This is a genomic window from Cupriavidus pauculus, assembly GCF_002858765.1.
Taxonomy (GTDB): Bacteria; Pseudomonadota; Gammaproteobacteria; order Burkholderiales; family Burkholderiaceae; genus Cupriavidus; species Cupriavidus pauculus_B.
In genome coordinates, this window is sequence record NZ_PJRP01000002.1 from 410,693 (window position 1) to 430,697 (window position 20,005).

A 20,005-nucleotide genomic window follows, 5' to 3' on the forward strand; every position below is an offset into this window, starting at 1 on the left:
TATCTTCAGAAGTCTCGTCAGAAGTCTCGTCAGAAGTCCGCCGCCATGTCACATCCCTCCGCCGCCCCCCATCATCCGAGCCGCCTCGCGCTGTATGCCCGACTGGTGCGCATCGACAAGCCGATTGGCACGCTGCTGCTGCTCTGGCCTACGCTGTGGGCGATGTGGATGGCTGCCGGCGGGCCGCCGTCCTGGCAGATTTTCTGGATTTTCTTCGCCGGCACGTTCCTGATGCGCTCGGCGGGCTGCGCCATGAACGACTGGGCCGATCGCGATTTCGACAAGCACGTGAAGCGCACGAAGGAGCGGCCGCTGACCGCCGGGCTGATCGCCAGCTGGGAAGCCCTGGCCGTGGCCGCCGTGCTTGCGCTGATCGCGTTTGCACTGATCCTGCCGCTGAACGGGCTGACCAAATGGCTGGCCGTGGTGGCGGCGGTGCTGGCCGGGACGTATCCGTTCTTCAAGCGGTTCTTTGCGATTCCGCAGGCTTACCTGGGCATTGCCTTCGGGTTTGGCATTCCGATGTCGTTCGCCGCCATCCAGGGCGAGGTGCCGTTCGTGGCCTGGTTGATGCTGCTGGGCAACGTGTTCTGGGCGGTGGCGTACGACACGGCCTATGCTATGGTCGACCGCGATGACGACCTGCTGCTGGGCATGAAGACGTCGGCCATCACGTTCGGTCGCTTCGACGTGGCGGCGATCATGATCTGCTACGCGGTGTTCCTGGGGATGATGGCCTGGGCTGGCGCGCTGCTGGGCCTGGGCTGGGCCTACTACACGGGGCTGGTGGCTGCCGCCGTGCTGGCCGGTTACCACTACACGCTGATCCGCGAGCGCGACCGCATGAAGTGTTTTGCCGCGTTCCGGCACAACAACTGGCTGGGCGCCTGCGTGTTCGCGGGGACGTTCGTGGCGTACGTGCTGAAATAGACCCACTGCTTTCTCCCCTCTCCATGAAATGGGAAAGGGTCGAGGTAGCGGGGGCGGGGAGCGCGCGAGCGAGTCAATTCACGACAAGTCGCAATTTGAGCCTCGATGCCCTGTCCCCAGCCCGCCTCTCGCACGGCGGGAAACGGGAAAGAACCTCAGTCCTTGCCGAAGTCCGCGCCCATTTCGCGCCCGCGTGCTGCCGCCGCGTGCATGGCCTTGACGAAGGCGTCCTTCATGCCGCTGGCCTCCATTGCCGTCAACGCGGCGTAGGTTGTGCCGCCCTTGGACGTGACGCGCTCGCGCAGCGTAGCCACGGGCTCGGGCGACTCCGCGGCCAGCGCCGCCGCGCCGCGGAACGTTTCCACGGCCAGTTGCCGGCCCTGTTCGGCGGACAGCCCCATTTCCACGGCTGCGCGCTCCATCGCTTCCACAAAATAGAACACATAGGCCGGGCCGCTGCCCGAGATGGCGGTGACGGCGTCGATCTGGTCGTCGTTTTCCACCCAGACGCACCGGCCGACGGCTTCGGCCACGGCCGTGGCGATATCCCGGTCGGTGCCCGACAGACCCAGGGCTGCGGCCAGCCCGGTCATGCCCATGCCGGCCAGCGCCGGCGTGTTCGGCATGGCGCGCACCAGGCGCGTACGGCCCAGCCAGCGCGCCACGTCCTGCAGCCGGATGCCGGCCGCGACGCTGATGATGAGGTTGTCGGTCAGCAGCGGCACCAGCGGGGCGATGGCGTCACGGAACTGCTGCGGCTTGACGGCCAGCACGATCACGTTGCTGGCGCCAAAGGCGACATCCGGCGCCGCCAGCGCCTTTACGCCGCTCTGCGCCAGGCGCTGGCGGGCGTCTTCCGAGGGATCGACCACGCGGATCGCGCCCGCAGGCACGCCACGGGCCACCAGGCCGCCGATCAGGGCAGAGGCCATGTTGCCGCCGCCGAGGAAGCCGAAGGTGAGGGAATCGAGCATCAAGTTTCCTGGTCTGCCAGCGCGATACGTGTCGGCTGGCGTTTTGTCATGTCATGGGGAGGCGAAGGACCGGCGCGGACCCTGTCGGGCGCCGTCAGCGCCGCGCGCCGAAAATCGCGGTGCCGATACGCACCAGCGTGGCGCCCTCGGCAATGGCCGCGTCCATGTCGGCGGACATGCCCATCGAGAGCGTGTCCACCTTTAGCCCGGATTGCCGTAGTTGATCAAGCAACGCACGGAGGGCGGCAAACGGTTGACGCTGGGCGGCCGGGTCGGCCGCCGGCGCCGGAATGGCCATCAGGCCGCGCAGTTGCAGGTTCGGCAGGGCGGCGATCGCCTGGGCCAGCGCCGGCACCTCTGCCGGCGCCACGCCGCTCTTGGTGTCCTCGTTACTGATATTGACCTGGATGCAGACCTGCAGCGGTGGCAGCCCGGCCGGACGCTGGGCGGACAGCCGCTCGGCGATCTTCAGCCGGTCGATGGCATGGACCCAGTCGAACTGCTCGGCCACCGGCCGGGTCTTGTTGCTCTGCAGTGGGCCGATGAAATGCCACTGGATCTGGCCGCGCAGGGCGTCCAGCGCGGCAATCTTGTCCACCCCTTCCTGGACGTAGTTCTCGCCGAATGCCCGCTGGCCGGCGTCGAAGGCCTCGCGTACACGTCCGGCGGAAACCGTCTTGGAAACCGCCAGCAATGTGACAGCGTCAGGCGATCTGCCGGCTTGTTGTGCGGCCGCCGCGATGTCATTTTTCACGGCTTGCAAGTTGGCGGCGATTACAGACATAATCCAGCGGACATATTCCAAGAAGTACAACTAGAAGTACAACAATAAACCAGTGAAGGCCCGGTCAATCGATATTCCGCCAGGGCCTCTTTAGGGTGGGGTCATTATAGATGGACATCGCACAGCTTCTGGCCTTCGCGGTCAAGAACAAGGCTTCCGATCTTCACCTCTCGGCCGACATGCCGCCGATGGTGCGTATTCACGGAGACATGCGCCGCATCAACGTCGCGGCCATGACGCACAAGGACGTTCACGCCATGGTGTACGACATCATGAGCGACGTTCAGCGCAAATCCTATGAAGAACGGCTGGAAATCGATTTCTCGTTCGAGATTTCGGGCCTGTCCCGTTTCCGGGTCAACGCCTATACCACGCAGCGCGGGGCGGCCGCCGTATTCCGTACCATTCCGTCGAAGGTGCTGACACTGGACGACCTGCACGCGCCGGCGGTGTTCGCCGACCTGTGCATGAAGCCGCGCGGGCTGGTGCTGGTGACGGGGCCGACCGGTTCGGGCAAGTCCACCACGCTGGCGGCGATGGTCGACCATCGCAACGACAACGATATGGGCCACATCCTCACGGTGGAGGACCCGATCGAATTCGTCCACAACTCCAAGAAGAGCCTGATCAACCAGCGCGAACTGGGGCCGCACACGCATTCGTTTGCCAACGCGCTGCGTTCGGCGCTGCGTGAGGACCCGGACGTGATCCTGGTGGGTGAATTGCGTGACCTGGAAACGATCCGCCTGGCGCTGACCGCGGCCGAAACGGGCCACCTGGTCTTTGCCACGCTTCACACGAGTTCGGCCGCGAAGACCATCGACCGGGTGGTGGACGTGTTCCCGCCCGAGGAAAAGGACATGGTCCGCACCATGCTGTCCGAATCGCTCGAGGCGGTGATTTCGCAGACGCTGCTCAAGACGCGCGACGGCAACGGCCGCACGGCGGCACATGAGATCATGATCGCCACGCCCGCCATCCGCCACCTGATTCGAGAGAACAAGATCGCGCAGATGTACTCGATGATGCAGACGTCCAGCGGCATCGGCATGCAGACGCTGGACCAGTGCCTGAGCGACCTGATCAAGCGCGGCATGATCAACTACAACGATGCCAGGGCGAGCGCCAAAAACCCTGACGCATTCATGGGATAAAGGGTGATCATGCTCGACCGCGAATCCGCATCGAAGTACATCAACGACCTGCTCGAGCTGATGGTGAACAACCGCGGCTCCGACCTGTTCATCACCTCGGAATTCCCGCCGGCCATCAAGGTGGACGGCAAGATCACGCCGGTTTCGCAGCAGCCGCTGAACCCCACGCAGGCGCTGGGGCTGGTACGTTCGATCATGAACGAGCGCCAGGTGAAGGAATTCGACGACACGCGCGAGTGCAACTTTGCCATTACCGCGCCCAACGCCGGCCGGTTCCGGGTGTCGGCATTCATCCAGCAGGGCCGCGCCGGCATGGTGGTGCGGACCATCAATACGCGCATCCCGTCGGTGGAAGACCTGGATCTGCCGCAGTCGCTGCACGAGATCGTGATGTCCAAGCGCGGCCTGGTGATCGTGACCGGTGCCACGGGCTCGGGCAAGTCGACCTCGCTGGCGGCCATGCTGGACCACCGCAACGCGCATTCCTACGGCCACATCATCACGATCGAGGACCCGATCGAATACGTGCATGCGCACCAGAACTGCGTCGTCACGCAGCGCGAGGTGGGCATCGATACCGAGTCGTGGCACATCGCGCTGAAGAACACGCTGCGTCAGGCGCCCGACGTGATCCTGATCGGCGAAATCCGCGACCGCGAGACGATGGAATACGCGATGCAGTACGCCGAGACGGGCCACCTGTGCCTGGCCACGCTGCACGCGAACAATGCCAACCAGGCCATCGACCGGATCGTCAACTTCTTCCCCGAGGAAAAGCGCCAGCAGCTGCTGATCGACCTGTCGCTGAACCTGAAGGCGATGATCTCGCAGCGCCTGCTGCCGCGCGCCGGCCGCAAGGGCCGCGTGCCGGCCGTGGAAATCATGATCGGCACGCCGCTGGTGGCCGACCTGATCTTCAAGGGCGAGATCCACGAGCTCAAGGAAGTCATCAAGAAATCGCGCGAGCAGGGCATGATCTCGTTCGACCAGGCGCTGTTCGAGCTGTACGAGACCGAGAAGATCACGTACGAGGACGCGCTCAAGAATGCCGACTCGCTGAACGACCTGCGCCTGATGATCAAGCTCCATAGCGCGCGGCATCGCGACGCCGACCTCGGTGCCGGCACCGAACACCTGAACGTGATCTGACGCGGGCTGTCTGGGCGCGGTATCCTTGCGCCCATTACCTATCAGGAGACCGACGATGAGCAACGTCTACCAGTTCGAGGCCAGTTCGCTGACGGGTCAGCCGGTGCCGCTGACCGACTTCCGGGGCAAGGTGCTGCTGATCGTCAACACGGCCAGCGAGTGCGGTTTCACGCCGCAGTACGCGGGCCTGCAGACGCTGCAGGACACGTACCAGACGCGCGGTTTCGACGTGCTGGGCTTTCCGTGCAACCAGTTCGGCAAGCAGGAGCCGGGCGATGCCGAGCAGATCGGCGCGTTCTGCGAATCGCGCTTCCACGTCACGTTTCCGATGTTCGACAAGATCGACGTCAAGGGCGCCGACGCGCACCCGCTATACAAGTGGCTGACGTCGGAAAAGCCGGGCCTGCTCGGCACGCAGGCGATCAAGTGGAATTTCACCAAGTTCCTGGTGCGCCGCGACGGCACGATCTTCAAGCGCTACGCGCCGACCACCAAGCCTGACGAGCTCCGCGGCGACATCGAGACGCTACTGAACGACCCGGGCGCCTGAGCAGCCCGAACGACCCAAGGAACCGGCTTTCAGCCGTGCGAGTCCGCCCGGACCGCGCGCAGGAAGCCGTTGAGTGACCGTTCTGGCGTTTCGTGGAAATGCTCGGCGAGCATGGTCAGCTTGCGGCAGCGGTCCAGCCGGAAGCTGCGATAGTCCTCGCGCGCCGTACACCAGGCAGCCACCAGCCAGACATTGCCCCAGAAGAACAGCCCCAGCGGCTGCACCACGCGCACCGTGTCGCGCTGCTGTGCATCCGAATAGTCGATCTGCAGCAGCCGCTGCGCGCCAATGGCCGTGTGGACGATGTCGAACGCCTCGCGCACGGCGGGGTGGTTGGCATATTCGGGCGCGAAGATGCGGCTTTGCTGCGCGGCCAGGCGCCGTTGCGGCGGCAGGGCGGCCATCAGCTTTTCCAGCGACGGCTCGGCCGCAGCGGCCAGTGCGCCGCCACCCCAGGCCTTGAGCAGGCGCAGGCCCGCGACCATGGCCTCGACTTCCATCGACGTGAACATCAGCGGCGGCACATCGTAGTCCGGGCGCAGGCGGTAGCCGATGCCGGCTTCGCCTTCCACGGGGACGCCGGACAGCGACAGGGCCTGGATATCGCGGTAGACGGTGCGCTCGGACACGCCCAGCCGCTGCGCGAGCAGGGCCGCCGTGGTCAGGCGGCGCCCGCGCAGGACTTGCACGATCTGGAAGAGGCGGTCGGCGCGTCGGCTCATGGCGATGTCAGTGCGCGACGGCCGAGGGCGCGTCCGCCATGGCCGGCTCGTGCAGCCCGATCCGGTTGCCTTCGCTGTCGGTGATATGGGCGAAGCGGCCCATGTTGTCGGGCAACTGCACCGGACCGCGCACGGTGCGGCCACCGGCGTAGGTCACCCGCGCCAGCACGTCGTCGAGTTGCGGGGCATTGAAGTACGGCACCGGGCCATAGAACGCGCTGGACCGGTACTGCTCGCCGCGTACCAGCGCTCCGGCCGAGGCCGCGTGGGTGAACACGGCCAGGTCGACATCGCCGACGGTCTCGCGCCGCAGCGGATGCTCGAACACCGTTTCGTAGAACTGCATGGCGCGCTTCATGTCGGTCACCGGGATTTCCAGCCAGTTGACCAGCGCATTGGACGGATTGGCCATGGGGCTCTCCTCTTCATCATGTCGGGAGAACGGATGATGCGCGGGCGCTCCTGACAGCGTGCTGTCAGGAGCTTGTCAGGGGCGTCAGTGGGGCATCCAGGCCGCCATCACCGGCACCAGGATAGCCGTCAGCACGCCATTCAGGCCCATGCCCAGCGCCGAGAACGCGCCGGCTTCCTGGCTGACCTGGAAGGCGCGGGCGGTGCCGATGCCATGCGCCGCCACGCCGGTGGCAAAGCCGCGCACGGTGTAGTCACGCACCCGCAGCAGGTTCAGCAGGCCGGTGGCGCTGACCGCGCCGATGATGCCCGTGGCCATCACCATCACGGCGGTCAGCGACGGCAGGCCGCCGATCTTCTCGGACACACCCATCGCAATCGGAATCGTCACTGATTTCGGCGCCAGCGAACGCACCACCTCGGGCGATGCCCCAAGCAGGTACGCGATGCCGACGGCCGATACCACGGCAGCCACCGAACCCGCCAGCAGGCCCGCCAGCAGGGGCAGCACATTGCTGCGCAGCTTCGGCAACTGCGTGTACAGCGGCACGGCCAGCGCCACGGTAGCCGGCCCCAGCAGGAAGTGCACGAACTGCGCGCCGTCGAAGTAGGTCTTGTAGGGCGTGCCGGTCACGGTCAGCACCGTGACCAGGATCGCCACCGAGATCATCACCGGATTGGCCAGCGGCGAGAACCGGGCGCGCTCGTAGATGCGGAAGGCGAACACATAGGCGATCAGCGTGGCGGTCAGCCCGATCAGGGGACTGGCGGCCAGGTACACCCAGATTTCATTGAGGCGTGGCGACATCATGGCTGCGCTCCGGCATCCACGGCATCGGCCGGCTGCCCCGCTGGCGGCTTGCGCATCAGCGCACGCGTGACCAGCGCGGTGACGGCGATGGCCACCCAGGTGGAGATCACCAGCGCGATGACGATCGGCATCCATTCACTGCCGATGCGGTGGGCATGCACCATGATGCCGACGCCGGCCGGCACGAACAGCAGCGACAGGTGCTTGAGCAGGTCATTGGCGGCGCCCTGGATCACGGGCAGCAGCCGGTTGTCGAATACGAGCCAGCCGAACAGCAAAAGCATGCCGATCACCGGACCGGGCACGGGCAGGCGCAGCGCGTAGCTGATTACCTCGCCCACGGTCTGAAAGACCAGCAGGATGGCAAAAGTCTGAAGCATGGGGGCAGCCTGGAGAGACCAGCGGGGACTGAATGTGCCGACATGGTACTCCCGTACAAGATGCGTGCAAGATGAGGCATCAAGAGAGCGGCGGTCAGGTTTGCTCCCCGCTCCTGCAATGCGGGAGAAGGGTTGGGGGAGAGCACCAGCTTTTCCATCACGAGAAACGTGTTCGTGCCGCAACGGCTTGCCCTCTCCCTCTCCCTCTCCCTCTCCCTCTCCCTCTCCCTCTTCCACAAGCGGGAGAGGGAAGACACGTGCGGTCCTGCGCTGCCTGCGTCCCCTATGTCCCCTACGCCGCCTGCGCTGCCACCGTCGGCGCCAGCATCCGGTCCACCAGTTCCACCCAGTGGATCACCGGCGTGTCCGTGCCGCTTTGCAGGTGCGTGATGCAGCCGATATTGGCCGTGGCGATGGCGTCGGGCGATGTAGCCTGCAGCTTGTTCAGCTTGTCGTCGCGCAGCTTGTACGACAGTTCGGGCTGCAGCACCGAATACGTGCCCGCCGAGCCGCAGCACAGGTGGCTGTCGGCGCAGAGCCGCACATCCACGCCCAGGCGCGTCAGCAGCGCCTCCACCTTGCCGCGGATCTGCTGGCCGTGCTGCAGCGTGCAGGGCGGATGCCATGCCACGCGGCGGCCATCGCGCGGTACCGCGCCGGCCAGGCGGTGCAGGTCGTCGGCAAAATCGGGCAGCAGCTCGGACAGGTCGCGCGTCAGTGCCGACACGCGCGCGGCGCGTTCGGCGTATTTGGGGTCGTTGCGCAGCAGGTGGCCGTAGTCCTTGACCATCGCGCCGCAGCCCGATGCCGTCATGACGATGGCTTCCGCGCCGGCCTGGATATGGGGCCACCAGGCGTCGATATTGGCGCGCATATTGTCGAGCCCGCCTGCATGGTCACCCGTGTGGAAGCGAATGGCGCCACAACATCCGGCCTCGCGCGCCAACACCAGTTGCACGCCGAGTTTGTCGAGCACACGTGCCGTCGCGGCATTGATGTTGGGCGACATCGCCGGTTGCACACAGCCGTCGAGCAACAGCATCTTGCGTGGATGTTCGTTGCGCGGCCACGTGCCGGGCGGTGTCGGGTGCGCCGGCACCTTGTTGCGCAGCGTCTGCGGCAGAAGCGGGCGGACGATCTGGCCAAGCTTGAGCGCCGGGCCGAACAGCCCGGGCCGCGTCAGGCCCTCGCGCAGCATCCAGCGCGCAATGCGCTGCTTCGCCGGACGCTGCACGCCTTGTTCGGCCAGCCGGTCGTCCACGATCTGCCGCCCGATGTCGACCAGCCGCCCGTACGTGACCCCCGACGGACAGGTCGATTCGCAGTTGCGGCAGGTCAGGCAGCGATCCAGGTGCAGGCGCGTGCTTTCGGTCACCGCGCTGCCTTCCAGCACCTGCTTCATCAGGTAGATACGGCCGCGCGGGCCGTCCAGCTCGTCGCCCAGCAACTGGTAGGTGGGGCAGGTGGCGGTACAGAAGCCGCAATGCACGCATTTGCCGACGATCGATTTCGCCTCTTCGCCTTCGGGCGTGTTGCGCAGGAATTCGGCCAGTGTGGTTTGCATGGTGGGGGATCGTTATCGTTGGGGACCGTGTCCGGACGGTGGCTCAGAGCCCGCTGTACATGCGCTGCGGATTGAAGATGCCCGCTGGATCGAAGCTGGCCTTCAGCCGCTGGTGGATCGCGGCCAGCGGCGTCGAGAGCGGCGTGAACACACCCACGGCCTTGTCGCCGTTGCGGAACAGCGTGGCATGGCCACCCGCGGCCTGGGCGATGGCGCGGACCCGGTCGGCCGACGCGGTGCTGTCGTCCGGCGCCAGCCACCAGCGCTGGCCGCCGCCCCATTCCACAAGCTGTTCGCCGGGCAGGTCCAGCGGCTTTGTCACCGGCGGCACGGCAATGCGCCACAGTGCGCGGTCGGCGTCGCGTGCCGGCGTGAAGAACGGATGCGTCTGTTCGCGCAGGGCGGCCCACAGTTGCCCGGCGTGGCTGGCATCGACCACCTCGCCGCCCAGGCTGTCGCGCGCCGCGCAAACGGCGGCCGTGGCGCCGCTCAGGCGCACATGCAGCGCGCCGTCATGCCAGGCCGAAGCGGCAATTGGCAGCGGCTTGCCGCCCCATTTGTTGAGCTGGTCGATCGCGTCGGCCTGGGACAGCGCAAAACGCAGCGTGGCGTCGTCGAACGGCACCGGCAGCACCTTCAGCGATACCTCGGTGACCAGGCCCAGCGTGCCGAGCGAGCCGGCCAGCAGGCGCGACACATCGTAGCCGGCCACATTCTTCATGACCTGCCCGCCGAAGTTCAGGATCTCGCCCTTGCCGTCCATCAGCTGCGCACCCAGCACGAAATCGCGCAGGGCGCCCACCGACTGGCGACGCGGCCCCGACAGACCCGCCGCGAAGGCGCCGCCCAGCGTGGCGGTGCTGGCCTGGCCGCGCGTGGCAAAGTGGGGCGCCTCGAAGGCCAGCATCTGGCGATGTTCGGCCAGCACGTCCTCGATCTCGGCCAGCGGCGTGCCGCAGCGTGCGGTGATCACCAGTTCGGCCGGGTCGTAGTCGACGATGCCGCGATACGCCCGCGTGTCGAGCACGGTGCCGACCAGCGCCTGGCCATAGAAATCCTTGCTGCCGCCGCCGCGCAGCCGCAGCGGGGTGCGGCTGTCGCCGGCCTGGCGAATCGCGTCGCGGAAGGTCGCGAGTGTGGCGTCGAGGGTGGCTTGCATGAGGACGTGTCGGTATGGGGGTGGGTCGGTCAGCGGCGCAGCGGGCCAATTATGTGCGCGGCGGCTTGGGCGGCGGCCGGTTCTCCACGGCGCCTTCGAGCCGGCCCTCCAGGCCGGGCTCGCTGCGGTAATCGGGCAGCGCGCTGCCGCAATGCTGGCAATACTTCGCGGACGGCTCGTGCCCTTCGGTCAGGCAGTGCTCGCACGAACGCGTGGTCAGCGGCCGCTTGATGATGCTGGCGGCCAGTTCGGCGCCGACGATGCCGGTCGGGAAGGCGATGATCCCGTAGCCCAGCAGGATCGTCAGCGACGTGATGAACTGCCCGATCGGCGTCTTGGGCACCATGTCGCCAAAGCCCGTGGTGGTCAGCGTGACGATGGCCCAGTACATGCTGAGGGGAATGCTGGTGAAGCCGTGCTCGGGCCCTTCCACCACGTACATCACGGTGCCCAGGATCACCGTGATGATGAACACGGTGCCCAGGAACACGAAGATCTTGCGCCGGCTGTTGGCCAGCGCGCGGGCCAGGATCTCGGCTTCCTCGAAGTACACGGTGAGCTTGAGGATCCGGAATACCCGCAGCAGGCGCAGCAGCCGCACGTCGATCAGGAAGGCCAGCTCGGGCACGAAGAACGACGCCCAGGTGGGCATGATCGAGATGAAGTCGATGATGCCGTAGAAGCTCAGCGCGTAACGCAGCGGGCGCTTCACCACGCACAGCCGCATGATGTACTCGGCCGTGAACAGCAGCGTGAACATCCATTCCAGCGCCGTGAAGGCCGTGCCCAGGCGCGCGTGGATGGACGGCACGCTGTCCAGCATCACCACGCCGACGCTGGCGACGATGGCAATCAGCAGCACGACGTCGAACAGCCGCCCCGGGCGGGTGTCGGCTTCAAAGATGATCGTGTACCAGTGCTGGCGCCAGCCCGATTCGGGCTGGCCCAGGCGCTGGCGGATCATGGCGTTGGTGTGGCGTTGTGGCATGTCTGACGAAACGGTTGAGCGGGTGAGCGGAAAGGCGGCGTGCCGCCCGCCCCGCCGGGCCCTGCGCGTCGATCAGAATCGCGGGATGTCGGGGTGGGGCAGCAAGCCGCGCCTGACGTGCATCTTGCCGTATTCGGCACAGCGCGCCAGGGTCGGGATGGCCTTGTCCGGGTTGAGCAGGCGTGCCGGATCGAACGCCGCCTTCACGCCGAAGAACGCCTCGCATTCCTCGCGCGAGAACTGCACGCACATCGAATTGAGCTTTTCCACGCCCACGCCGTGCTCGCCGGTCACGGTGCCGCCCAGTTCGACGCAGGTCTCCAGGATGTCGGAGCCGAACAGCTCGGCGCGGTGCCATTCATCGACATCGCCGCCATCGAACAGGATCAGCGGGTGCATGTTGCCATCGCCGGCATGGAACACGTTGATGCACCGCAAGCCGTACTTCTGCTCCATCTTTTCGATGCGCTTGAGCAGCGTGCCGATGTGCTTGCGCGGGATGGTGCCGTCCATGCAGTAGTAGTCGGGCGAGATGCGGCCCGCCGCCGGGAAGGCGTTCTTGCGCCCGCTCCAGAAGCGCAGGCGTTCGGCCTCGTTCTGCGACACCGTGATGCGCGTGGCGCCCGATGCGCGAAGCACCTCGCTCATGCGGCCGATTTCCTCGGCCACTTCCTCGGGCGTGCCGTCGGACTCGCACAGCAGGATCGCGGCGGCGTCGAGGTCGTAGCCGGCCTTGACGAATTCCTCCACGGCGGCCGTGGCGGGCCGATCCATCATTTCCAGGCCGGCCGGGATGATGCCCGCGGCGATCACATCGGCCACGGCATTGCCGCCCTTTTCCACGTCGTCGAAGCTGGCCATGATGACCTGTGCCAGCTGCGGCTTGGGGATGAGCCGGACGGTGACTTCGGTGACCACGGCCAGCATGCCTTCGGAGCCGATGATCGTGGCCAGCAGGTCCAGGCCCGGCGAATCGGGCGCCTCGGAGCCGAACACCACCACATCGCCTTCCATCGTCACGGCGCGCACGCGCAGCACGTTGTGCACGGTCAGGCCGTACTTCAGGCAATGCACGCCGCCCGAGTTTTCGGCCACGTTGCCGCCGATGGAGCAGGCGATCTGCGACGAGGGATCAGGTGCGTAATAGAGATTGTGCGGCGCGGCCGCTTCGGAAATGGCCAGGTTGCGCACGCCGGGCTGGACCACCGCCGTGCGCGAATACGGATCGACCGACAGGATGCGCTTGAACTTGGCCAGCGACAGCACCAGGCCGCCCGCGACCGGCATGGCACCGCCCGACAGGCTGGTGCCGGAACCACGCGGCACCACGGGCACGCCCAGTTCATGGCACAGGCGCAGCACGGCGCAGACCTGGTCCTCGGTGTCGGGCAGCACCACGGCGTCGGGCACCTGCCGATAGGCCGCCAGGCCATCGCACTCGTAGGGGACGGTGTCTTCGGCCCGCCACAGCACGGCGGCGTCGGGCAGGATGGCCGCAAGCCTGGCCAGCAGCGCGGCGCGGCGACTCTCGGCGGATCCATCCGCAACGGTGTGGGCGTCTTGCGGGGCGTTCATGGCAGCAACTCCTGTGACGGACCGGGCGCCGCATGCTGCTTCGCAGGCACGCGGCCGGGACGGCAGACTATAGCGCAGGCACCTCGCCAGGCGGGCGCCCGGGTACGTGAATTCCGCATGCCGACCCGATCAAAATGGTTCATGCCGGCGCGGCAGGGGTGGTTGACCGGCGCACACCGTCGTCGGGCAGGGGACGCTTCCAGCGTAGTGGCTCAGGCGCTACCAGTCCAGCCCGAGCAGCCAGTCGATGAAGTAGCGCGCCTCGGGCATCAGCGGCGCCTGCTCGCGTTCCACGATGTAGTAGCCGTGCGGCGAGATCGATTCCACGTCCAGCAGCTTCACCATCTGGCCGGCCGCCAGCCACTGGCGCGCCATGCGCTGGCGCACCAGGCCCACGCCCTGGTTCGACACGATGGCCTCCAGCATCAGGCCGATGTCGTTGAACTGGGCGCCGGTCTGCGGCTCCGGCCAGTCCAGGCCCGCGGTCTCGAACCACGGACGCCAAGGTTCCAACGGGCTGCGCAGCAGCGTCAGGTTGTGCAGGTCCTCGGGCTTCGTGATGGCAAAGCCGTTCACGCGCTCGTAGTATTCGCGGCCGCAGGCCGGGAACACCGGCTCTACCAGCAGCTTCGTGGTCTTCAGGTCCGGATAGCGGCCCGTGCCGTAGCGGATCTCGATGTCGGTATCCTCGGCCTTCACATCCAGAAACGGCACGGCCAGGTGCAGCTCCAGGTCGATATGCGGATACAGCGCGCTGAACTCGGGCAGGCGCGGCACCAGGTGCTGGCGGCCGAAGGTGGGCGGAATGGCCACGCGCAGGCGCGTGCGCAGCTTGTTGTACTCGGGCCGGGCCAGTTCGTTGAGCGATTTCAGCGCATCCTGCACGTTGCGCTGGTAGCGCGTGCCGGCCGCCGTGAGCCGCAGCGCGGCATTCGAGCGCACGAACAGATCCTCGCCCCAGAGCTCCTCCAGGTTCTTGATGCGGTGCGAGACCGCGCTGGGCGTGACCGAGAGTTCTTCGGCCGCGCGGGCAAAGCTGCCCAGGCGCGCCGCGGACTCGAAGGCGATCAGCAGGTGCAGCGGCGGAACGCGTTGAAAGACCGATGCCATGGCTGCGGCCTCAGCGCGAGGCGCTGAAGATCTTGCCCGGGTTCAGGATATGGTTCGGGTCCAGCGCGTCCTTGATGGCGCGCATCAGGTCCAGCGCATCCTCGCCGTGCTCCTGCACCAGGAAGCCGATCTTGTGCAGGCCCACGCCGTGTTCGCCGGTGCAGGTGCCGCCCATCGACAGCGCGCGCTCCACGATCCGGCGGTTGATGTCCTCGGCCTCGGCCATTTCCTCGGGCTTGCTGGTATCGACCAGGATCGCCACGTGGAAATTGCCGTCGCCAACGTGGCCGACGATCGGGCAGGGCAGCGACGAGGCGTTCAGGTCGCGCTCGGTCTCGGTCACGCAATCGGCCAGGCGCGAAATCGGCACGCAGACGTCGGTGGTCACCGCGCGGCAGCCGGGCTTGAGCTGCAGCATCGCAAAGTAGGCCGTGTGGCGGGCATTCCAGAGTCGCGTGCGGTCTTCGGGGCGGGTGGCCCACTCGAAGCCCTGGCCGCCGTGCTCGGCCACGATTTCCTGCACGGTTTCGGCCTGCTCGCGCACGCCGGCCTCGGTGCCGTGGAATTCAAAGAACAGGTGCGGGGTTTCGGGCAGCGTCAGGTTGTCGTGCCGGTTGATGGCGCGGATGGCCAGCGCATCGACGAATTCCACGCGCGCCACCGGCACGCCCAGCTGGATGGTCTGGATGGTCGCGCGTACCGCGTCGCCCATGCTCGGGAACGCGCACACGGCCGCCGAAATGGCCTCGGGCTGCGGATACAGGCGCACCGTGACCTCGGTGATGATGCCCAGCGTGCCTTCGCTGCCGATGAACAGGCGGGTCAGGTCGTAGCCGGCCGACGACTTGCGCGCGTGCGTGCCGGTGCGGATCACGCGGCCATCCGCCGTGACCACGGTCAAGGCCAGCACGTTCTCGCGCATGGTGCCGTAGCGCACGGCGTTGGTGCCCGACGCGCGCGTGGCGCACATGCCGCCCAGCGACGCGTCCGCGCCCGGATCGATCGGGAAGAACAGGCCCGTGTCCTTGATTTCCTGGTTCAGCTGCTTGCGCGTGACGCCCGGCTGCACGGTGACGGTCAGGTCTTCGGGGTGGACGGCCAGCACGCGGTTCATTTGTGACAGGTCGAGGCTGACCCCGCCGGCCACGGCCAGCAGGTGGCCTTCGAGCGACGAACCGGCGCCATAGGGGATCAGCGGCACACCATGTGCGTTGCACAGTTTGGCCACCTCGGCCACTTCCTCGGTGCTGTGGGCAAACACCACGGCATCGGGCAGGGCGGGCGGAAACGGCGATTCGTCGCGGCCATGGTGCTCGCGCACGCCGTTCGAGGTGGAAAACCGGTCGCCGAAGCGGGAAGTCAGGGCATCGGCCAGCGCGGAGGGGAACGGACGGCGCGCCAGGGCGGCGGCAGGTGTGGGGTGGTTCATGCGGGTCTCCGGGCGGGCCGTATGGCTCTGTATGCAGTGGAATGCCGCTATTCTACGACTCGCCTACGCCGTGTGCGCCACCTGATGGATGGGCAAGAGCCGTCGGTCGGCCGATAAACGGCCATCCAGGACCGGAAGCAGGCCATAATTGCGCCACTTCAGAAGGAACCACCCTAGAACACAAGGAGACCGGCATGGGAAACCGCCTGTCCAAGATTGCCACGCGCACCGGCGATGCCGGCACCACCGGCCTCGGTGACGGCAGCCGCGTGGGCAAGAACAGCCTGCGCATCGCCGCAATCGGCGACGTCGACGAGCTGAATTCCCACATCGGCCTGCTGCTGACCGAGCCGGAGGTGCCGGCCGATGTGCGCGATGCGCTGCTTCATATCCAGCATGACCTGTTCGACCTGGGCGGCGAGCTGTCGATTCCCGGGTACACGCTGCTGAAGGAACCCCAGGTGGCGCAACTCGATACCTGGCTGGCGCACTACAACGCCAGCCTGCCGCGCCTGGCCGAATTCATCCTGCCGGGCGGCAGCCGCACCGCCGCCCAAGCCCACGTCTGCCGTACCGTGTGCCGGCGCGCCGAGCGTTCGCTGGTGGAACTGGGCGCCGCCGAAGCGCTCAACGAGGCGCCGCGCCAGTATCTGAACCGGCTCTCGGACCTGTTGTTCGTGCTGGCCCGCGTGCTGAACCGCGTGGGCGGCGGCACCGACGTGCTGTGGCAGCGCGAGCGTCAATCCTGAATGTTATCTTTAGATAACTTTTGAACATTTGGCCGATGCGGCCGGATAAACCGAGAAAATTACTCGGAATTGCAGATTACACCCTTGAAATGGCCCGGGACGGCCACATTTCGCTCTCAGTCGAGATTGCAGTCCCTGACTGAGAGACAGGGCAATAGGAGAGAACATTATGGGTAAGATCATCGGTATCGACCTGGGTACCACCAACAGCTGCGTGTCGGTCCTGGAAGGCAACACGCCGAAAGTCATCGAAAACTCGGAAGGCACGCGCACCACGCCGTCGATCATCGCCTATATGGAAGACGGCGAGATCCTGGTGGGCGCCCCTGCCAAGCGCCAGGCCGTCACGAACCCGCGCAACACGCTGTACGCCGTGAAGCGCCTGATCGGCCGCAAGTTTGAAGAGAAGGAAGTCCAGAAGGACATCGGCCTGATGCCGTACGCGATCGTCAAGGCCGACAACGGCGACGCCTGGGTTGGCGTGCGCGACCAGAAGCTGGCCCCGCCGCAGGTGTCGGCCGAAGTGCTGCGCAAGATGAAGAAGACCGCCGAGGACTACCTGGGCGAGCCGGTGACCGAAGCCGTGATCACGGTGCCGGCGTACTTCAACGACTCGCAGCGCCAGGCCACCAAGGACGCCGGCCGCATCGCCGGTCTGGACGTCAAGCGCATCATCAACGAACCGACCGCCGCGGCGCTCGCGTTCGGCATGGACAAGAACGAGAAGGGCGATCGCAAGATCGCCGTGTATGACCTGGGTGGCGGCACGTTCGACATCTCGATCATCGAAATCGCCGACGTGGATGGCGAGAAGCAGTTTGAAGTGCTGTCGACCAACGGCGACACGTTCCTGGGCGGCGAAGACTTCGACCAGCGCATCATCGACTACATCATCGGCGAGTTCAAGAAGGAACAGGGCGTCGACCTGTCGAAGGACGTGCTGGCCCTGCAGCGCCTGAAGGAAGCCGCCGAAAAGGCCAAGATCGAACTGTCGAGCTCGCAGCAGACCGAGATCAACCTGCCGTACATCACGGCCGATGCCTCGGGTCCGAAGCACTTGAACCTGAAGATCACGCGCGCCAAGCTCGAAGCGCTGGTGGAAGAACTGATCACCCGCACGATCGAACCGTGCCGTACCGCGATCAAGGACGCCGGCGTCAAGGTCAGCGACATCGACGACGTGATCCTGGTGGGCGGCATGACCCGCATGCCCAAGGTGCAGGAGCAGGTGCGCGAGTTCTTCGGCAAGGAAGCCCGCAAGGACGTGAACCCGGACGAAGCCGTGGCCGTGGGTGCCGCCATCCAGGGTTCGGTGCTGTCGGGTGACCGTACCGACGTGCTGCTGCTGGACGTGACGCCGCTGTCGCTGGGCATCGAGACGCTGGGTGGCGTGATGACCAAGATGATCTCGAAGAACACGACCATCCCGACCAAGCACGCCCAGGTGTTCTCGACCGCTGACGACAACCAGCCGGCCGTGACGATCAAGGTGTTCCAGGGCGAGCGCGAGATGGCCAGCGGCAACAAGCTGCTGGGCGAGTTCAACCTGGAAGGCATTCCGCCGTCGCCGCGCGGCATGCCGCAGATCGAGGTCTCGTTCGATATCGACGCCAACGGCATTCTGCACGTGGGCGCCAAGGACAAGGCCACCGGCAAGGAAAACCGCATCACGATCAAGGCCAACTCGGGTCTGTCGGAAGACGAGATCCAACGCATGGTCAAGGACGCCGAGGCCAACGCCGAGGAAGACAAGAAGGCCCGCGAGCTGGCTGATGCCCGCAACCAGGCCGATGCGCTGATCCACTCGACCCGCAAGGCCCTGACCGAGCATGGCGACAAGCTCGAGGCCGGCGAGAAGGAAAAGATCGAAGCCGCGATCAAGGAACTGGAAGACGCCGCACGCGGCGGCGACAAGGCCGAGATCGATGCCAAGGTCAACGCGCTGTCCGAAGTCAGCCAGAAGCTGGGCGAGAAGGTGTACGCCGACATGCAGGCCAAGGCGGGTGAAGCCGGTGCGGCAGGTGCAGGCGCGGCCGGTGCCGGCCAGCAGCAGGCCCAGCCCCAGGACGACAACGTCGTGGACGCCGAGTTCAAGGAAGTGAACGACAAGAAGTAAGCGGGAAGGGGGCGGCGGCGCGGGTGATGCCGGCGCCGCCGCCGCCCGTTCCCGACGCCGGGCGACGGTAGTCTGATCAGGGTGCAAACCGTGGTCGGACACCGCGCTCGGCTTTTTTGCTTATCGCCCGCCGGGTGTTTTCGTGACCCGCCGGGCCCATCAGGTATTGAGCCACCATGGCAAAACGTGACTACTACGAAGTGCTCGGGGTAGGCAAGAACGCGACCGAAGACGAGATCAAGAAGGTTTATCGCAAGCTCGCGATGAAGTACCACCCGGACCGTAATCCGGACAACAAGGAAGCCGAGGAAAAATTCAAGGAGGTCAAGGAAGCCTACGAGATGCTTTCCGACCCCGAGAAAAAGGCGGCCTATGACCAGTACGGCCACGCGGGCGTGGATCCGAACATGGCCGGCGGCTTCGGTGCGGGCGGGTTTGGCGGCGGCGGCTTTGCCGAGGCGTTCGGCGACATCTTTGGCGACATCTTCGGCCAGCAGGCCGGCGGTGGCGGCCGGCGCGGCAACGGCCCGCAGGCCTACCGTGGCGCCGACCTGCGCTACAGCATGGAGATTTCGCTGGAGCAGGCCGCGCACGGCCACGAGGCGCAGATCCGCGTGCCGCACTGGGACGATTGCGATCACTGCCACGGCAACGGCGCCGAGCCGGGGTCGTCGGTGGAAACCTGCCCGACCTGTAACGGCGTGGGCCAGGTACGCGTGTCGCAGGGCTTCTTCACGATGCAACAGACCTGCCCGAAGTGCCACGGCAGCGGCAAGTTCATCCCCAAGCCCTGCACCAAGTGCCACGGCCAGGGCAAGCTGAAGTCGCAGAAGACGCTCGAGGTGAAGATTCCCGCGGGGATCGACGAAGGCATGCGCATCCGCTCGTCGGGCAACGGCGAGCCGGGCATCAACGGCGGGCCGCCGGGCGACCTGTACGTGGAAGTGCATATCAAGGCGCACGAGGTATTCGAGCGTGACGGCGACGACCTGCACTGCCAGATGCCGATCTCGTTCGCCACGGCGGCGCTGGGCGGCGAGCTTGAAGTGCCGACGCTGGGCGGCAAGGCCAGTTTCCCGGTGCCCGAAGGTACGCAGGCCGGCAAGACGTTCCGTCTGCGCGGCAAGGGCATCAAGGGCGTGCGCTCGGGCTATCCCGGCGACCTCTACGTGCATGTGAACGTGGAAACGCCGGTCAAGCTGACCGACGCCCAGAAGGAACTGCTGCGCCAGTTCGACCGCTCGGTGCATGAGGGCGGCTCGCGCCACAGCCCGCAGGAGCAATCCTGGCTGGACAAGGTGAAGAGCTTCTTCAGCTAAGCCTTTGCGCCGCTGGAAACAGAAACCGGCTACGTGAGCAACGTGGCCGGTTTTTTTATGTATCGTTGGTGTGGAACGGCTCGCCCTCTCCCCCCGACCCCTCTCCCGCACGCGGGAGAGGGGAGCAAGCC

The 20,005-nt window shown here is 66.2% G+C and carries 19 protein-coding genes; 7 read left to right on the forward strand and 12 right to left on the reverse strand.

Going from position 1 to position 20,005, the window contains the following annotated elements:
- Positions 1-45 precede the first annotated feature (45 nt).
- Positions 46-930, forward strand: coding sequence for a 4-hydroxybenzoate octaprenyltransferase (gene ubiA / locus CYJ10_RS06730; RefSeq protein WP_101680730.1), 885 nt, complete (start codon positions 46-48; stop codon positions 928-930).
- 155 nt (positions 931-1,085) lie between these two features.
- Here the strand turns inward: ubiA and proC are convergent, their stop codons facing one another.
- Both proC and CYJ10_RS06740 read right to left on the reverse strand, forming a co-directional pair.
- A complete protein-coding gene (proC, locus tag CYJ10_RS06735) occupies positions 1,086-1,904 on the reverse strand; it encodes a pyrroline-5-carboxylate reductase (RefSeq protein WP_101680731.1) in 819 nt (272 codons plus the stop codon).
- A gap of 94 nt (positions 1,905-1,998) precedes the next feature.
- Positions 1,999-2,688, reverse strand: coding sequence for a YggS family pyridoxal phosphate-dependent enzyme (locus CYJ10_RS06740; RefSeq protein ID WP_101680732.1), 690 nt, complete (start codon positions 2,686-2,688; stop codon positions 1,999-2,001).
- A 110-nt stretch (positions 2,689-2,798) separates the two neighbouring features.
- Here CYJ10_RS06740 and CYJ10_RS06745 point away from each other — a divergent pair, with 110 nt between their 5' ends.
- Genes CYJ10_RS06745 through CYJ10_RS06755 form a run of 3 tightly spaced genes read left to right on the forward strand, consistent with a single transcriptional unit; the run spans position 2,799 to position 5,541 of the window.
- A complete protein-coding gene (locus CYJ10_RS06745; protein ID WP_101680733.1) occupies positions 2,799-3,842 on the forward strand; it encodes a type IV pilus twitching motility protein PilT in 1,044 nt (347 codons plus the stop codon).
- Positions 3,843-3,851: 9 nt separating this feature from the next.
- Positions 3,852-4,991, forward strand: a complete 1,140-nt coding sequence (locus CYJ10_RS06750; protein WP_101681056.1) for a PilT/PilU family type 4a pilus ATPase — start codon at positions 3,852-3,854, stop codon at positions 4,989-4,991.
- A 55-nt stretch (positions 4,992-5,046) separates the two neighbouring features.
- Positions 5,047-5,541 carry a glutathione peroxidase gene (locus tag CYJ10_RS06755; RefSeq protein WP_101680734.1) on the forward strand — a complete coding sequence of 165 codons (495 nt, stop codon included), beginning with the start codon at positions 5,047-5,049 and terminating at the stop codon, positions 5,539-5,541.
- 29 nt (positions 5,542-5,570) lie between these two features.
- Here CYJ10_RS06755 and CYJ10_RS06760 read toward each other — a convergent pair whose 3' ends face one another.
- The 10 genes from CYJ10_RS06760 to CYJ10_RS06805 all read right to left on the reverse strand — a co-directional run bounded on the left by CYJ10_RS06760 (position 5,571) and on the right by CYJ10_RS06805 (position 15,690).
- Positions 5,571-6,263 carry a helix-turn-helix transcriptional regulator gene (locus CYJ10_RS06760; RefSeq protein WP_092601546.1) on the reverse strand — a complete coding sequence of 231 codons (693 nt, stop codon included), beginning with the start codon at positions 6,261-6,263 and terminating at the stop codon, positions 5,571-5,573.
- A gap of 7 nt (positions 6,264-6,270) precedes the next feature.
- Positions 6,271-6,675, reverse strand: a complete 405-nt coding sequence (locus CYJ10_RS06765) for a VOC family protein (RefSeq protein WP_101680735.1) — start codon at positions 6,673-6,675, stop codon at positions 6,271-6,273.
- A gap of 84 nt (positions 6,676-6,759) precedes the next feature.
- Positions 6,760-7,485, reverse strand: coding sequence for an LrgB family protein (locus tag CYJ10_RS06770; RefSeq protein ID WP_101680736.1), 726 nt, complete (start codon positions 7,483-7,485; stop codon positions 6,760-6,762).
- Complete coding sequence (locus CYJ10_RS06775; RefSeq protein WP_101680737.1) at positions 7,482-7,865, reverse strand: CidA/LrgA family protein; 384 nt, start codon at positions 7,863-7,865, stop codon at positions 7,482-7,484. Before CYJ10_RS06775 ends, CYJ10_RS06770 begins: the two co-directional genes overlap by 4 nt.
- Positions 7,866-8,157: 292 nt before the next feature.
- Positions 8,158-9,429 (reverse strand): glycolate oxidase subunit GlcF, encoded by a 1,272-nt coding sequence (gene glcF / locus CYJ10_RS06780; protein ID WP_101680738.1) that lies wholly within the window; start codon positions 9,427-9,429, stop codon positions 8,158-8,160.
- A gap of 43 nt (positions 9,430-9,472) precedes the next feature.
- A complete protein-coding gene (gene glcE, locus CYJ10_RS06785) occupies positions 9,473-10,588 on the reverse strand; it encodes a glycolate oxidase subunit GlcE (RefSeq protein ID WP_101680739.1) in 1,116 nt (371 codons plus the stop codon).
- A gap of 49 nt (positions 10,589-10,637) precedes the next feature.
- Positions 10,638-11,576 carry an ion transporter gene (locus CYJ10_RS06790; protein WP_101680740.1) on the reverse strand — a complete coding sequence of 313 codons (939 nt, stop codon included), beginning with the start codon at positions 11,574-11,576 and terminating at the stop codon, positions 10,638-10,640.
- 72 nt (positions 11,577-11,648) lie between these two features.
- Complete coding sequence (locus tag CYJ10_RS06795; protein ID WP_101680741.1) at positions 11,649-13,151, reverse strand: FAD-linked oxidase C-terminal domain-containing protein; 1,503 nt, start codon at positions 13,149-13,151, stop codon at positions 11,649-11,651.
- A gap of 219 nt (positions 13,152-13,370) precedes the next feature.
- A complete protein-coding gene (locus CYJ10_RS06800) occupies positions 13,371-14,261 on the reverse strand; it encodes a LysR substrate-binding domain-containing protein (RefSeq protein ID WP_101680742.1) in 891 nt (296 codons plus the stop codon).
- A 10-nt stretch (positions 14,262-14,271) separates the two neighbouring features.
- A complete protein-coding gene (locus CYJ10_RS06805; protein WP_101680743.1) occupies positions 14,272-15,690 on the reverse strand; it encodes an FAD-binding oxidoreductase in 1,419 nt (472 codons plus the stop codon).
- Between the two features lie 194 nt (positions 15,691-15,884).
- On the opposite strand from CYJ10_RS06805, the gene CYJ10_RS06810 reads away from it, so the two are divergent.
- The 3 genes from CYJ10_RS06810 (at position 15,885) to dnaJ (ending at position 19,874) form a co-directional block, all read left to right on the forward strand.
- On the forward strand, positions 15,885-16,439 hold the full coding sequence (locus CYJ10_RS06810; RefSeq protein ID WP_101680744.1) for a cob(I)yrinic acid a,c-diamide adenosyltransferase: 555 nt from the start codon (positions 15,885-15,887) through the stop codon (positions 16,437-16,439).
- A 169-nt stretch (positions 16,440-16,608) separates the two neighbouring features.
- Complete coding sequence (gene dnaK / locus CYJ10_RS06815) at positions 16,609-18,555, forward strand: molecular chaperone DnaK (protein ID WP_101680745.1); 1,947 nt, start codon at positions 16,609-16,611, stop codon at positions 18,553-18,555.
- 176 nt (positions 18,556-18,731) lie between these two features.
- Positions 18,732-19,874: a molecular chaperone DnaJ gene (gene dnaJ / locus CYJ10_RS06820; RefSeq protein ID WP_101680747.1), complete on the forward strand. Its 1,143-nt coding sequence runs from the start codon at positions 18,732-18,734 to the stop codon at positions 19,872-19,874.
- The last annotated feature ends 131 nt before the right edge of the window (positions 19,875-20,005 follow it).